The 13,765-nt window shown below is 38.3% G+C and carries 12 protein-coding genes; 7 read left to right on the top strand and 5 right to left on the bottom strand.

Annotation, left to right across the window (positions count from 1 at the left end):
* The first annotated feature begins 666 nt into the window (after positions 1–666).
* On the top strand, positions 667–2,283 hold the full coding sequence (locus MKX55_RS22830) for a glutathione ABC transporter substrate-binding protein (protein ID WP_339235241.1): 1,617 nt from the start codon (positions 667–669) through the stop codon (positions 2,281–2,283).
* Between the two features lie 345 nt (positions 2,284–2,628).
* On the opposite strand, the gene MKX55_RS22825 is transcribed toward MKX55_RS22830, so the two are convergent.
* The 5 genes from MKX55_RS22825 to nikC all read right to left on the bottom strand — a co-directional run bounded on the left by MKX55_RS22825 (position 2,629) and on the right by nikC (position 7,475).
* Positions 2,629–3,111: a hypothetical protein gene (locus MKX55_RS22825; protein ID WP_339235239.1), complete on the bottom strand. Its 483-nt coding sequence runs from the start codon at positions 3,109–3,111 to the stop codon at positions 2,629–2,631.
* Positions 3,112–3,512: 401 nt separating this feature from the next.
* Positions 3,513–4,535, bottom strand: coding sequence for a dipeptide ABC transporter ATP-binding protein (locus tag MKX55_RS22820; RefSeq protein WP_339235237.1), 1,023 nt, complete (start codon positions 4,533–4,535; stop codon positions 3,513–3,515).
* A complete protein-coding gene (locus tag MKX55_RS22815) occupies positions 4,510–5,556 on the bottom strand; it encodes an ABC transporter ATP-binding protein (protein ID WP_339235235.1) in 1,047 nt (348 codons plus the stop codon). The genes MKX55_RS22820 and MKX55_RS22815 overlap by 26 nt, the downstream gene beginning before the upstream one ends.
* 40 nt (positions 5,557–5,596) lie before the next feature.
* The gene (locus tag MKX55_RS22810; protein ID WP_339235232.1) at positions 5,597–6,553 is read right to left on the bottom strand and encodes an ABC transporter permease; all 957 of its coding nucleotides are present in this window, start codon (positions 6,551–6,553) and stop codon (positions 5,597–5,599) included.
* A 16-nt stretch (positions 6,554–6,569) separates the two neighbouring features.
* Complete coding sequence (gene nikC, locus MKX55_RS22805; protein ID WP_339181148.1) at positions 6,570–7,475, bottom strand: nickel transporter permease; 906 nt, start codon at positions 7,473–7,475, stop codon at positions 6,570–6,572.
* A 345-nt stretch (positions 7,476–7,820) separates the two neighbouring features.
* Here nikC and MKX55_RS22800 point away from each other — a divergent pair, with 345 nt between their 5' ends.
* The 6 genes from MKX55_RS22800 (at position 7,821) to MKX55_RS22775 (ending at position 13,757) form a co-directional block, all read left to right on the top strand.
* Positions 7,821–8,348, top strand: a complete 528-nt coding sequence (locus MKX55_RS22800) for a DUF2812 domain-containing protein (protein WP_339235230.1) — start codon at positions 7,821–7,823, stop codon at positions 8,346–8,348.
* Between the two features lie 372 nt (positions 8,349–8,720).
* Positions 8,721–9,920, top strand: coding sequence for a glycine betaine/L-proline ABC transporter ATP-binding protein (locus MKX55_RS22795; RefSeq protein WP_339235228.1), 1,200 nt, complete (start codon positions 8,721–8,723; stop codon positions 9,918–9,920).
* A complete protein-coding gene (locus tag MKX55_RS22790) occupies positions 9,913–10,758 on the top strand; it encodes a proline/glycine betaine ABC transporter permease (protein WP_339235226.1) in 846 nt (281 codons plus the stop codon). Before MKX55_RS22795 ends, MKX55_RS22790 begins: the two co-directional genes overlap by 8 nt.
* A gap of 93 nt (positions 10,759–10,851) precedes the next feature.
* A complete protein-coding gene (locus MKX55_RS22785; RefSeq protein WP_339235224.1) occupies positions 10,852–11,748 on the top strand; it encodes a glycine betaine ABC transporter substrate-binding protein in 897 nt (298 codons plus the stop codon).
* A gap of 519 nt (positions 11,749–12,267) precedes the next feature.
* Positions 12,268–13,146 (top strand): glycine betaine ABC transporter substrate-binding protein, encoded by an 879-nt coding sequence (locus MKX55_RS22780; RefSeq protein ID WP_339235222.1) that lies wholly within the window; start codon positions 12,268–12,270, stop codon positions 13,144–13,146.
* A 353-nt stretch (positions 13,147–13,499) separates the two neighbouring features.
* Positions 13,500–13,757: a hypothetical protein gene (locus MKX55_RS22775; protein WP_339235219.1), complete on the top strand. Its 258-nt coding sequence runs from the start codon at positions 13,500–13,502 to the stop codon at positions 13,755–13,757.
* The last annotated feature ends 8 nt before the right edge of the window (positions 13,758–13,765 follow it).

Below are 13,765 nucleotides of genomic sequence, written 5' to 3'. Positions count from 1 at the left end.
AGTTGCTTTGCCACGTAAAATGTTCAAGCCAAACATGTCAGCCAAGGCACACAAACGTGTGAACCTCAGATAAGCTGAAAAGTAGTCCCAAAGGCAGGACCAATGGGATAGCGGGGTTGGGTGTTTTTAGCACACCGATGTGTCAACTCCACTGGCGGTTAATCGTCATCTTGAAAGTCGACACCCCAGAAACCCCCACTTCAAAATTAAGTGGCGGGAGTATTCATTTCTGTGTCACTTAGATGATACTGTTGAAATGTGACGATATAATAATAAATACCAGCATGAGAAGAGATGTCTTGTAAGTGATATAAGAAGGGCATCTCTTTTCTGTTTTATGAAAGGAAAATAGTAGTGCTTTCAGATGAATCGACAAAATAAGACAATGGAACTAGATGATTTTACAAGAAGTTAACAAATTAAAAAGAATATAATGAGTGATTCGATGTTCTATGTAAAGCTATAAAAGACTGATATAGAGGGGAACAGACAGGTATTTCTTTTCTGCTGGTAAATAGAGTGTAAGTGCTGGGATACAAATAGATTACAGTTATATTAAGATATTTCAAAATTTTAGTAAATTAATACTATTATTGAATTTATCTAGGAGATAGATTAGAATAGAGTAGTAAGACAAATATATTCTAATTTGAGGGGAGTACGAATATGAAATTGTCAAAAAAGTCTTTATTATTGCTAATTTTCGGTCTTTTACTTAGCGTTGTTTTGGTAGCGTGTGCAAGCGAACCAGATGAAGGCGGTAACAGCGATTCGGATGGAGATGGAGAAGGCACTTCCGAAGAAGCTGCTGAGGGCGGCGAGCTTATCATTGCTAACCAGTCTGATCCCGTATCGATGGACCCAGCCGGTTCAAATGATACACCGTCCAGTAACGTACAGGCAAATGTCTTTGAAACACTTGTAACTTTAGATGGAGATATGGAATTACAACCTTTACTTGCTACAGAATGGGAGCAGGTAGAAGATAATGTATGGGAATTTACACTGCGTGATGATGTAACTTTCCATGATGGCTCTGAATTTAATGCAGAGGTGGTAAAAGCAAATATCGATCGTATTCTAGATCCAGATGTAGCTTCTCCACGTTTGTTCCTTTATGAAATGGTAGAAGAAGTAGAAGTAGTCGACGATTATACAGTACGTTTTGTAACAGAGTATCCATTTGCACCATTCCCAGCACATATTGCACATAATGGTGGAGGAATGGCATCATTAGAAGTGATTGAGGCTGATTATGAAGCGATGGAAGATGGAGAGGATCCGGGAAGCTATATTAGCCAAAATCCAATTGGTACGGGCTTCTTTAAATTTGATTCATGGGATACTGGAGATCAAATTCGTTTAGTGAAAAACGAAGATTATTGGGGAGAGCCGGCTCACCTTGATTCCGTTGTGTTTAAGGAAGTAAGTGAAGCAAATACGCGTGTAGCTGAGCTTGAAACTGGAACATCACATATTATTGATCCTCTTGGTCCAAGTAATATGGCACAAGTTGAAAACTCTGAAGGAATCCATGTTGCACCACAAGAAAGCGTAAGTGTCTCTTACATTGGATTTAACGTAGAAAAAGAGCCATTTGATGATCCAGACGTACGTAAAGCAATCAATATGGCTATTGATAAAAGCCAAATTATTGATGGTATTTACGAAGGGGTTGGAATTCCAGCAGTAGGTCCATTAGCACCTGCAGTATATGGTTATGACGAGAATGCACCTGGTTTAGAATATGATTTAGAAGAAGCGAAGCAATTATTAGCAGATGCAGGCTATGAAGATGGATTTTCGACAACAATCTGGACAAATGATACACAAGAACGTGTGGATGCTGCCACAAATGTCCAAGCTCAATTACAAGAATTGAATATTGATGTTGACGTAGAAGTTATGGAATGGGGTACGTATTTAGAAAGAACAGCCCAAGGAGATCATGATATGTTTGTTCTTGGATGGTCTACTGTAACTGGGGATGCTGATTATGGATTATATCCACTATTCCACTCTGATAACATCGGGGATCCTGGTAACCGTTCTTTCCTTCAAGATGAGGAATTGGATGAAATGCTTGAAGCTGCACGCCGTGAAGGTGATGAAGAAGCTCGTCTGCAACTATACAGCGACATTCAAGCAGAACTTTCAGAGCTTGCTCCAATGCTTTATTTACACCATCAAGAATTTTTGCTTGGTGTAAGTGATGATGTAGAAGGATTAACACAGTTACCAACTGGAATACTGCAATTGCATGATGTATCTTTAAATCAATAATAATTAAAAAGCTGCTTTTCCTTTCATGGAGAAGTAGCTTTTTTAAGAAAAGAGATTTAATTCTTACTTTGTTGGAAGGAAGAAGTTTGTTTTTGCAGAAATGGTAAAAAAAGCCTGCGAATAAATGCCGTTATACACAGGCTTGAAATTTGAGGTTAATAAAAGTGTTTTAATCAAATCAATCAATGGTGGAAAAATTTACAAAGTATATGAACCATGAGGGACTATGAATATAATCTCAAGTTTGTTATGAAGATTTGTATTAATAAAAGTGTGTTTATTCTGAAGTGTTAACTATTATTTTAATATTGATTTGAAAAAAATCTATTATAATCTTAAATGGTGTTAATTAATTCTGTATAAATAATCTACTGTTTCTGTAAAAGGAAATATGCCGCATACCATTTCATAACTTGATTGGAATCTCACATTATGAAAATCGACAACATTTAATCTTGAATAATTTATTGTTTTTAAATCACATCCTTGATCAGTTGGGGTAATTTGGGTAGCTGGCGCAGCTTCTACAATAGCACCATTTCTCAATTTAATATGACCAGTTATAGTTACGTTTTCATCTCTATAAGTTATTTCTCTCCAAATTGTAGCCACTCCAACATCAGACATCGCTTCATAACTACCATATACAGCTTCATGGGCCTCTGCTTCTGTATAATCAGATACTTCCATAAGACTTTCGTAGGCTTCTTGATTTGAGATCGTTCTTGAAGTAATATTTTCATCTTCTTCTGCGAGAACTAAACCTACCCCAAAGACAGTCATCATTAAGCCAAATGCAAATGTAACAATTAAAGATTTTCTTAACATTGATACCCCTTCCTTTCATATTATTTGTAATTCTTTAAATTTCACCACCTTTTTAATTGGTATATATATAGATTTCTATATTTTCTTTGAAAATCCTTCTTTTTTACCAAAAAAGTTAAAAATATATAATTTTATACTAAATTTAAGGTTAAATGTGTCTAATTATGCGAAAAGTAGTTTATTGAATTCATCGTGATGTATAGTGCAAAATAAAAGCGCAGAGTATTGCAAAGGATTTTGGCGTTGCAATCTTGTGTATTTTTGTTTTATAAAATATATGTGGGCAATCGTTATATTTATAGGTGAGATTTGATAGTGAAATTTTATCTATAAATTTTTTTTAATAACTAAAAAAGGTCACATGATTTTTCATCTCATATGACCTTTTTATAGTTATATTATTATGCTTTTACCGTCGGCTGATGTTCACCAGAACGGATAGCTTCCATATGGTGGCAAGCTGCACGATGTCCGTCTTTCATACCTTCTGTGTTACGCAGTTCAGGCACCTTTGTACGACAGATATCCGTTGCAAATGGACAGCGTGTGTGGAAGCGGCAGCCTTCAGGAGGATCAATTGGAGAAGGTACATCTCCTTTAAGCGTAATACGTTCTTTTTTGGCTTCCAAATCCGTACTAGGGATAGCAGAAAGAAGTGCTTTCGTGTATGGATGCATGTTATTGGTAAATAATGATTTTTTATCAGCTATTTCAACCACTTTTCCTAAATACATTACTATAATACGGTCGGAAATGTGACGTACAACGCCTAAATCATGCGAAATGAAAAGATAAGTCAGTTTAAATTCACGCTGCAGCTTTTTCAACAGGTTGATAACCTGCGCCTGAATAGATACATCAAGAGCTGACACAGCCTCATCAGCAATAATTAATTTCGGATCAACAGACAGTGCTCGGGCAATCCCGATACGCTGTCGCTGCCCGCCGCTGAACTCGTGTGGATGCCGGTCAATCTGGTGAGCTCCAAGACCTACTGTCTCCATCAACTCTTTCACACGATCATTTCTTTCATGTTTAGGAACCGCATTTTGAATTTCCATTGCTTCGGTTAAAATTTGCCGGACAGTGTGGCGGGGATTAATCGATGCATATGGATCCTGAAAGATAATTTGCATATCTTTACGGAACTTATTCATTTCTTTTTTGTTCAGTTCAAGAATATTGGTACCGTCAAATTCTACCTTCCCATCAGTAGGTTCATCTAATCGGAGAACAGCTCGTCCGGTTGTCGATTTTCCGCAGCCAGATTCGCCTACGATACTTAGTGTTTCTCCTTCATATACTTCAAAGGAGATATCGTCTACTGCCTTTACGTGATTGACGGTGCGTCCCAAAATTCCGCCTTTAATCGGGAAATATTGTTTTAAATCATCTACTTTAAGAAGTACTTTCTGGTTGTTCATGAATGTTCACCTCCGGATCTCCGTCCCATTCGTCAGAATAAATCCAGCAACGAATTTGATTACCATCTTTATCGGTTTCTAAGTCTGGTAATTTATTTCGGCATAAATCGGTAGCAAATGGACATCTTGGTGCAAAACGACAGCCCTGCGGCATATCAGCGGGGCTTGGAACAGATCCTCTAATTACCGCTAAATCGCCATCCACATCCTGGTCGTGTTGTGGAACAGATTGCATTAAGCCGACAGTATACGGGTGTTTTGGTTCCGTAAATAATGTCTTCTTATCTGTAAATTCGACCACTTTTCCGCAATACATAACAGCAACATAATCACATGTTTCTGCCACAACGCCGAGGTCATGGGTAATTAATAAAATTCCCATATCTAACCTTTCTTGCAATTCTTTCATTAAATCTAAAATCTGTGCCTGGATTGTTACATCCAATGCTGTTGTTGGTTCATCAGCAATCAATAGGTCTGGATTACAGGCAAGCGCAATGGCGATCATTACACGCTGGCGCATTCCTCCAGATAGCTCAAAGGGATACTGATCGATACGTTTTTCTGGGGAAGGAATTCCTACCAGCTTTAACATCTCAATGGATTTCTTTTTTGCTTCTTTTTTGCCAAGACCTTCATGAATCTGGAATGATTCACTGATTTGCTGTCCAACCGTAAAGGTCGGGTTCAGAGAAGTCATTGGTTCCTGGAAAATCATAGATATTTCATTACCTCGAATTTTACGCATCTGTGCTTCGCTTTTATCTAAGAGGTTTTCTCCTTTGAAGAGAATTTCTCCACCTTTAATCTTACCTGGTTCTTCGATAAGACGGAGAACAGATAAGGAAGTAATACTTTTTCCGGAACCAGACTCTCCAACGACACCAAGTACTTTTCCTTTTGGAATATTAAAGGAAACACCATCTACAGCCTTTACTTCTAAATCTTTTGTAAAGAAAGAAGTCTGTAAATTTTTAATTTCTAATATATTGTCATATGAAGTGTTCGGTGCACTTGTCATAGTAAGCAGCTCCTTTCAAAAATCTCATAATGCAAGAATACTAATCTAAATCAATTCGTTTGTTCAAAAATCTGTAAGCAACATCGACAATTAAGTTTACTAGAATGAAAAGAAGGGAAGCGACTAAAACAGTTCCTTGAACAACTGGAAAGTCACGAGCCTGGATAGAGTCGATAATCAATTTTCCCATTCCATTAACGGCGAATACAGACTCCGTTAATACAGATCCGCCTAGAAGTCCTCCAAATTGCAGTCCAACTACGGTAACAATAGGAATCAATGCATTTTTTAATGCGTGACGATAGATAACGATTCGTTCTTTTACTCCTTTTGCACGTGCAGTCCGGATATAGTCTTGTCCGATAACATCGAGCATGCTGGAACGTGTCATACGTGCGATAATGGCAGCGCTGCTTGTACCTAAAGTAATAACAGGCAGGACGATTTGACTGAAGCTCCCCCAGCCGGAAGGGCTGAACCAGGATGTGTTATTGAAGAAAGGTACCCAGGATGGCAAGTCGACCCCGATCGCAAACCATTGAATCAACATTAAACCAAGCCAGAAGTTCGGCATCGATAAACCAAATAAAGCGATTACCATAAGTGTTGTATCAAGTGCAGAATATTTACGCGTTGCAGAAATAATTCCAATAATCAGGCCGACAAATACAGCCAGGACGGTACTGTAAAATGCCAGTTCAACCGTTACCCAAAACCTGGCGCCAATCTCAGAAGAAACATCTCGTCCGCTTTTCATGGATGTTCCTAAATCTCCCTGAACTGCGCCGCTTACATAATTCCAATACTGTGTCGGCAATGGATCATTTAAACCCAGCCGCTCTCTGATATTCTCAATTTGTTCCTGTGGAGCACCTTCACCGGCAATAACCTGCGCTGTGTCTCCGGGAACCAAATGCATCATGCTAAATACGATAATCGATACACCGATTAAGACAGGTATCGTTTGTATAAGACGTCGAATGATAAATTGAATCAAAGTGGTTCACCTCTTTCTATTCTCTCGTTTTTGGATCAAATGCATCACGTAATCCATCTCCAAGTAAGTTAAATGCTAATACAGCTACGACAATTGCAAGCCCCGGGAATAATGCTAAATGGGGTGCATTGTATAAGTAGTTTCGTCCATCACTCAGCATGGCTCCCCATTCTGGTGTAGGCGGCTGTGCGCCTAGTCCTAAGAAGGAAAGTCCGGCAGCTGATAGAATCGCTGTAGCAATACTTAACGTAGCCTGAACGATGATTGGAGAGGTGATATTAGGTAAAATATGTTTGAAAATAATTCTGGAATCACTGGCACCTAATGCTCTCATCGCGTCAATATACTCCAGCTTTTTCACAGATAAAGTAGATCCACGAACAATTCTGGCAAATATCGGTATAGATGAAACAGCTACCGCGATAATCACATTAACCATGCTTCCGCCTAAAACCGTAACGATTGTTAATGCTAATAGAATACTAGGAAATGCTAATAATACATCCATGAAACGCATGATAATACTATCTGTCCGCTTACCGTAATACCCGGCGATAATACCCAGGAATACACCGACAGTTGCTCCTAGTAAGATAGAGAAAAAACCTATCTGCAATGTTAAGCCAGTACCTTGGATTACCCTGCTGAATATGTCTCTTCCAAAGTTATCTGTCCCAAACCAATGATCAGAGGAAGGAGTAGCTAATTTATTGGTAATATCCTGATCATATAGAGGGTCGTAGGGGGTTAAGTATGGCCCGATAAGAGCGATAATGATAAGTAAAATGATTAAAACACCGCCGACAACAGCCGACTTATTTTTCTTCAGTTTATTAAAGACGCTTTTCCAGCTTTTAAGACGAGGATTGGGCTGCTTGACAGCTATCTCCGGCTTTTCAATATGTTCGTTTGAACGACTCATCGATTTTTTTCATCCTTTCTCTCGTGTTATAGGTCAGTCTCGATTATATCATGAAACGACTTGGAGAAATATAAGTCATTTGAAAATCCTTAGAAAATGCATGGTTTTGCAAACTATCAAAAAACGGGAACCGTTGATATAAAAGGGTTTACACAATTGGATAAAAAAGGAAACTACTTAAATTCGTAAAAATAGATTTAATATGAAAATTGTCATTAGTTAAAAAATGAAAGCGCTATCTAAAGTTCAATGAAGCAATTTTAAGATTGTTAGGAAGAATTGCAGGAAATCTTGTATAATGATACTAATTTAAATTTAGATGTCATTATAAAGAGGTGGAAAATCATGAAGAAGAAATTTATTTGGAATCCTGCTAGATTTTTCTTTCATTATATAGGAACAGAAAAATTAGAAGCTCTTGCAAAGGAAGGCTGGGTAGTAGAAAGATTACGATTAGGCGGTCTACTCTTTCAATTAGCAGAAGATAAACCGAAAGAAGTACAATATCATCTGGCATTTCAGCCTATTCAAGAGGTAGGGGAAGATACGTCGCAATTAGATGAAGGGTGGGAACTGATTGATGCTGTAGATTACACTCAAGTTTACCAAGGCTCGCCGGAAGCGCTGTCGATAGAAGCATCCTATGAACCGCTGCTGGGACAGCTGAACCAGGAAGGGCGTTCCCTCGGGAAATATACAATTATCTCAAGTCTGTTTTTAGTTTTTTTCTTTATTTTACATATGAGAACGGACTGGGCTTTGATACAAATGATTTTGTTTGGCGGGATAATGATGCTGTCCATCACGGTTATTTTGATGCTGACTTTGTATATTGTAAATAAGTATCGACAGTATAATTTAAAAAATCTGTAATATTGTAGTTGCAATTGCAATAAAATGGTAATTTTTCAGAAATAAATGTTACCAATTGTAAAATAAGTGAAGCATTTAAAAGTATACAGAAGGAAAAGGCAGAAAACGTCGATTTATATGGAATAGAAGCAATATATTGCTTAAAACTATTAGAATACAGTAATATAAGCGGTTTGAGGTTTAACAGGAACTTAACTATAATTAGTATTGTTGCCTTGAAACAGGTAAATACATCTATGTGGATGCCGTAAAATAAATGAGTCAATTGTTGGTTCATTTATTTTTAATTTCAGCATAAATGGTTCGGGAGTACCAAAGGTTATTTTAATTTTAGATGTACTACAAATCAAAATAAAATAGAGAGGTGATTATATGGCAGTAGTAGAAGCAAAAAACCTGTCTAAAATCTTTGGTAAAAATATCGGCCAATCTATCAAAATGTTAGATGAAGGTATGTCCAAAGAAGAGATACTGAAAAAAACAGGTAATACTGTCGGGGTCAATCGTGCCAGCTTTTCAGTTGAAGAAGGCGAAATATTCGTAATAATGGGGCTTTCCGGAAGCGGTAAGTCAACCCTGGTTCGATTAATAAATCGATTAATAGAGCCGAGCGAAGGATCTATTCTAATTGATGGAAAAGAATTAGCAACATTAGATAAAAAAGCATTAAGACAAGTGCGTCGTGAAAAATTAGGAATGGTATTCCAGCAATTCGCACTTTTCCCGCACCGCACGATTTTACAGAACGCAGCGTTTGGTTTAGAGGTACAAGGTGTTGATAAATCGGAACGGGATAAAAAAGCGGAGGAATCCTTAAAGCTTGTTGGACTAGGTGATTATATGCATCAGAAGCCGGGCCAGCTATCGGGAGGGATGCAGCAGCGTGTGGGACTTGCTCGTGCGCTAGCGAATGATCCAAAAGTGTTATTAATGGATGAAGCTTTCTCTGCGCTTGATCCGCTTATTCGTAAAGAAATGCAGGATGAGCTGATTGATTTGCAATCCTCCATGAAGAAAACTATTGTTTTTATCACGCATGACCTGGATGAAGCGCTTCGTTTAGGGGATCGTATTGCGTTAATGAAAGATGGGACTATCGTCCAGATTGGATCACCGGAAGAAATTCTGATGAATCCTGCGAATGATTACGTTGAGAAATTCGTAGAGGATGTGGATCGCTCGAAGATACTTACAGCAAGTCATATCATGAAGCGGCCGGAAACGATTAACATAGCCAAGCATGGTCCGCGCGCAGCATTAGAAAGAATGCGTAAAGAAGGTATTTCCAGCATTCTCGTAGTGGATGAAAACCGTCGCTTACAGGGCTATGTGACAGCAGATAACGCTTCTGAGGCACGTAAAAAAGAAATAACAGATATTAAAGAAATTTTACAAACAGATATTTTAAGAGTATCACCAGATACGCCGATGCAAGATATTTTCTCCATGATCTATGACACTCCCGTTCCCATTGCAGTTGTGGAAGATAACGGGCGGTTAAATGGAATTATTGTTCGCGGTGCTGTATTAGCCGCGCTTGCAAATGATGGTGAGGTGAACTTAAATGCTTGATTTTATTGATCAAATACCTTTATCCGAATGGACAGAGACTGCGACAGATTGGATTCAAGATACATTTGCCTTTCTTTTTGAACCAATTAAAGATCATTTTGGCAACTTTATGGACTTTGTATCTGGAGATTTATTGCCAGGCATCCCGCCTATTCTATTTATCTTGATTGTTGCCGTGATTGCATTCTTTGTATCTGGCAAAAAGCTTGGATTGGCAGTGTTTTCTATCATCGGTCTATGGTTTGTTTACAATCAGGGATTATGGGATGCGTTAATGTCCACGGTGACATTGGTTATTTTAGCAAGTTTATTATCTGTCATTATTGGTGTGCCAGTGGGAATATTAATGGCCAAAAGTAAAATTGCTAATACAATTTTCACTCCAATTCTGGACTTTATGCAGACCATGCCAGCATTCGTATATTTAATTCCGGCAGTAGCATTCTTCGGAATCGGGATGGTTCCTGGTGTATTCGCATCCCTAATTTTTGCGACACCGCCGACGGTCCGTTTTACAAACTTAGGGATTCGTCAGGTTTCTAAGGATTTAATTGAAGCATCTGATGCATTCGGTACGACCGGATCACAGAAACTATTTAAGGTAGAATTGCCTATGGCCAAAGGAACTATCATGGCTGGAATTAACCAAACAGTTATGCTTGCACTGTCTATGGTTGTTATTGCGTCAATGATTGGTGCACCGGGGCTTGGAAGCCAAGTGCTTTCTTCTCTTCAACGTGCATCTGTCGGTACCGGGTTTGTAGCTGGTGTCGGAATTGTTATTCTAGCGATTATTATTGACCGTATTACACAAAATATGAATAAAGCTAAAGACTAAATTTGTATGACAATCTTTTCATAAGAGAGGTTTTCCCTCTCATGAAAAGTGTCTATATAGAAAACTAAAAATAAGAAAAGGGGCGTTTTAATTATGTCAAAATGGAGTCTTAAGCGTGCTGGACTGATCGGTTCATTAGCACTTGGACTAGTTGTTGCCGGCTGTGGAAGTGATGACAGCAGTGATAATGGTGATGGAGACGGTGGAGATGGCTCACGAGGCGATCTTGAAATTGCCTATGTAGAGTGGGATTCAGAAGTAGCTTCTACACATGTTATCGCTCAAGTACTTGAAGACGAAGGATACGATGTAACATTAACTGCGCTTGATAATGCGGTTATGTGGGAAGCAGTAGCAAATGGAGAAGCGGATGGAATGGTATCTGCTTGGCTGCCATTAACACATGAAGGACAGTATGAAGCATATGCTGATCAAGTAGTAGAACTTGGACCTAACTTAGAAGGTGCAAAAATTGGTCTTGTTGTACCTGAATATATGGATGTAGATTCCATTGAAGATCTTTCTGATGAAGCTGGTCAAAACATTACAGGTATTGAGCCTGGTGCCGGTGTTGTAAACGCAGCCGAAAATGCTGTAGAAGAATACGACAACCTTGAAGATTGGACTGTACAAACTTCTTCCAGTGGTGCGATGGCAACAGAATTAGGTTCAGCTTATGATAGTGAAGATGAGATTGTAGTAACTGGTTGGACGCCACATTGGAAGTTCCAAGCATATGATTTAAAATATCTGGAGGATCCGGATGGTGTGTTTGGTGAAGCTGAAACCATTGATACAATGGTTCGTGAAGGGCTAGAAGAAGATTCTCCAGAAGCATATCAAATTTTAGATAACTTCTATTGGACACCTGAAGATATGGAAGAAGTTATGTTAGATATTAATGAAGGTGCTTCTCCAGAAGACGCAGCAGCTGACTGGGTAGAAGCTAATCAGGATAAGGTAGATGAGTGGACAGAAGGTATTGAATAATCACTGAGGTCCAATCTTAAAAGAGCTGTCAGCAAATGCATAATATGCATTTTGCGTCAGCTTCTTTTTTTGTATATACACAAAAAAGCTGTTATACAATCAATTACCTGATTGTGCAACAGCCCCTTTTCTTAATGAAGTAATAAAATAACGAATTTAAAAGGTGCAGTAAAGAGCAAAGGAACCATATATTAAGTTAAACAACAACTAGGTTATAGTATATAGAATAAAGGCTTAATTTAAATTATAGCTTTGATTCAGGAGATAATATCGTAGAATTAATTTTAAATAATCATATTCATTTTTGGAGGCTTTCAACTATCTTAATTGAAAGTCTTTTTAGATTAGCTTGAAATAACTTGCATTGACGATATACGGAAGTTATTGATACACTAAAAATAGAAAGGTCGTTCTATATAAAAATAAATTTATATAACAATCTTTTTATTATGGAGAACTGCCTTATACGTGAGAGATTCACCTTTTAATTTTTGATAAGAAGTAGGAGTGTTTATAGTTATGTCAAAAAGCAAAGTTAAATATGCTGGGCTTGCTCTATCCTTGGCATTTGGACTAATTATTGCCGGGTGTGGAAGTGATGGCCGTGGGGAAGGAAATGGCTCACAAGACGAGCTTGAAATAGCTTATGTAGAACGGGATTCAGAAGTAGCATCTACATATGTTATTAGTCAAGTGCTTGAGGACGAGGGGTATGATGTAACCGTAACTTCCATTGATAATGCTTTAATGTGGGAGGCAGTAGCAAATGGCGAAGCAGACGGCATGGTATCTGCATGGCTGCCATTGACAATGGGAGAGCAATACGAGGCATACGCTGATCAGGTTGTGGAACTTGGTCATAATTTAGAGGGTGCAAAAATTGGATTGGTTGTCCCTGAATATATGGAAGCAGATTCAATTGAAGACCTTTCTGATGAAGCTAGTCAAACCATTACAGGGATTGATGCAGGCGCCGGTGTTGTAGAGTCAGCTGAAAGTGCTGTAGAAGAATACGGAAATTTAAAAGGATGGACAGTACAGACATCTTCTCCCGGGGCGATGGTGACAGAATTAAGAAGAGCTTATGATAACAGAGAGGAAATAGTTGTAACTGGCTGGTCGCCACATTGGAAATTCCAAGAATATGACTTAAAATATCTGGATGATCCAGATGGTGTATTTGGTGAAGCGGAAACAATAGATACCATCGTGCGCGAGGGCCTCGAGGAAGATGCTCCAGAAGCGTATCAGATATTAGAGAATTTTTACTGGGAGCCGGAAGATATAGAAGAAGTGATGCTGGCTATTGATAATGGTGCTTTTCCAGAAGATGCGGCAGTTGACTGGGTAAAAGAAAATCAAGATAAAGTAGAAGAATGGACAGAAGATATTGAATAAATAAAGCTTTGCATTTGAAAAGGGGACTTCCACAATTATGCTGGATTCCCCTTTTTATTTATGAGGTTTTTAAACAAAAAAGAAATTGTTTAAAAGGCGTGATAGGGCGTAAAACAGAGTAAAAAGAACGAATGCTGCGATTTTAATACATTTCTTAACAGAAGTGTTATATTAAGAGGTTTTATCCGCATATTTGCTTGATGACAGCGTTTGAAAGGGATTTCATTTTAATTTATAATTTTATACTAATCATGATTATCATACATTCAGGTTTTCAAGTGTTCGCTTTATTTGGGTACCTGAAAATGGAGTACATATCATGAACTGGAAAACCAGAGAAGGGGGCAATAAAGTTGAGGGATAAAAAAGCTAGCAAAATTATTTTCGGAATTTTCTTTATATTATTATTGACAGCTTGCGGAGACTCAGATGATAATTCTTCAGAAGACAATGGAGAAGTTGATTATGGAGAAGAGGTCAATTATACTATTACTGGGATTGAGCCTGGGGCGGGAATTTCTGTGACAACAGAGAGAGCATTGGAGGAATATGATAATTTAGAAGGCTGGGAAGTAGAATTATCTTCTACAGGAGCGATGATGGCTGAGTGAGGAACTGC

Source organism: Oceanobacillus sp. FSL W7-1281 (assembly GCF_037969835.1).
Lineage (GTDB): Bacteria > Bacillota > Bacilli > Bacillales > Amphibacillaceae > Oceanobacillus > Oceanobacillus oncorhynchi.
This window is presented reverse-complemented; position numbering and strand designations above follow the sequence as displayed.

Excerpts from the sequence above, each read along its gene's own strand:
- MKX55_RS22795 (WP_339235228.1), top strand. The coding sequence starts at position 8,721 with ATGGCAGTAGTAGAAGCAAAAAACCTGTCTAAAATCTTTGGTAAAAAT.
- nikC (WP_339181148.1), bottom strand. The coding sequence starts at position 7,475 with ATGAGTCGTTCAAACGAACATATTGAAAAGCCGGAGATAGCTGTCAAG.
- MKX55_RS22800 (WP_339235230.1), top strand. The coding sequence starts at position 7,821 with ATGAAGAAGAAATTTATTTGGAATCCTGCTAGATTTTTCTTTCATTAT.
- MKX55_RS22825 (WP_339235239.1), bottom strand. The coding sequence starts at position 3,111 with ATGTTAAGAAAATCTTTAATTGTTACATTTGCATTTGGCTTAATGATG.
- MKX55_RS22790 (WP_339235226.1), top strand. The coding sequence starts at position 9,913 with ATGCTTGATTTTATTGATCAAATACCTTTATCCGAATGGACAGAGACT.
- MKX55_RS22815 (WP_339235235.1), bottom strand. The coding sequence starts at position 5,556 with ATGACAAGTGCACCGAACACTTCATATGACAATATATTAGAAATTAAA.
- MKX55_RS22830 (WP_339235241.1), top strand. The coding sequence starts at position 667 with ATGAAATTGTCAAAAAAGTCTTTATTATTGCTAATTTTCGGTCTTTTA.
- MKX55_RS22780 (WP_339235222.1), top strand. The coding sequence starts at position 12,268 with ATGTCAAAAAGCAAAGTTAAATATGCTGGGCTTGCTCTATCCTTGGCA.
- MKX55_RS22820 (WP_339235237.1), bottom strand. The coding sequence starts at position 4,535 with ATGAACAACCAGAAAGTACTTCTTAAAGTAGATGATTTAAAACAATAT.
- MKX55_RS22785 (WP_339235224.1), top strand. The coding sequence starts at position 10,852 with ATGTCAAAATGGAGTCTTAAGCGTGCTGGACTGATCGGTTCATTAGCA.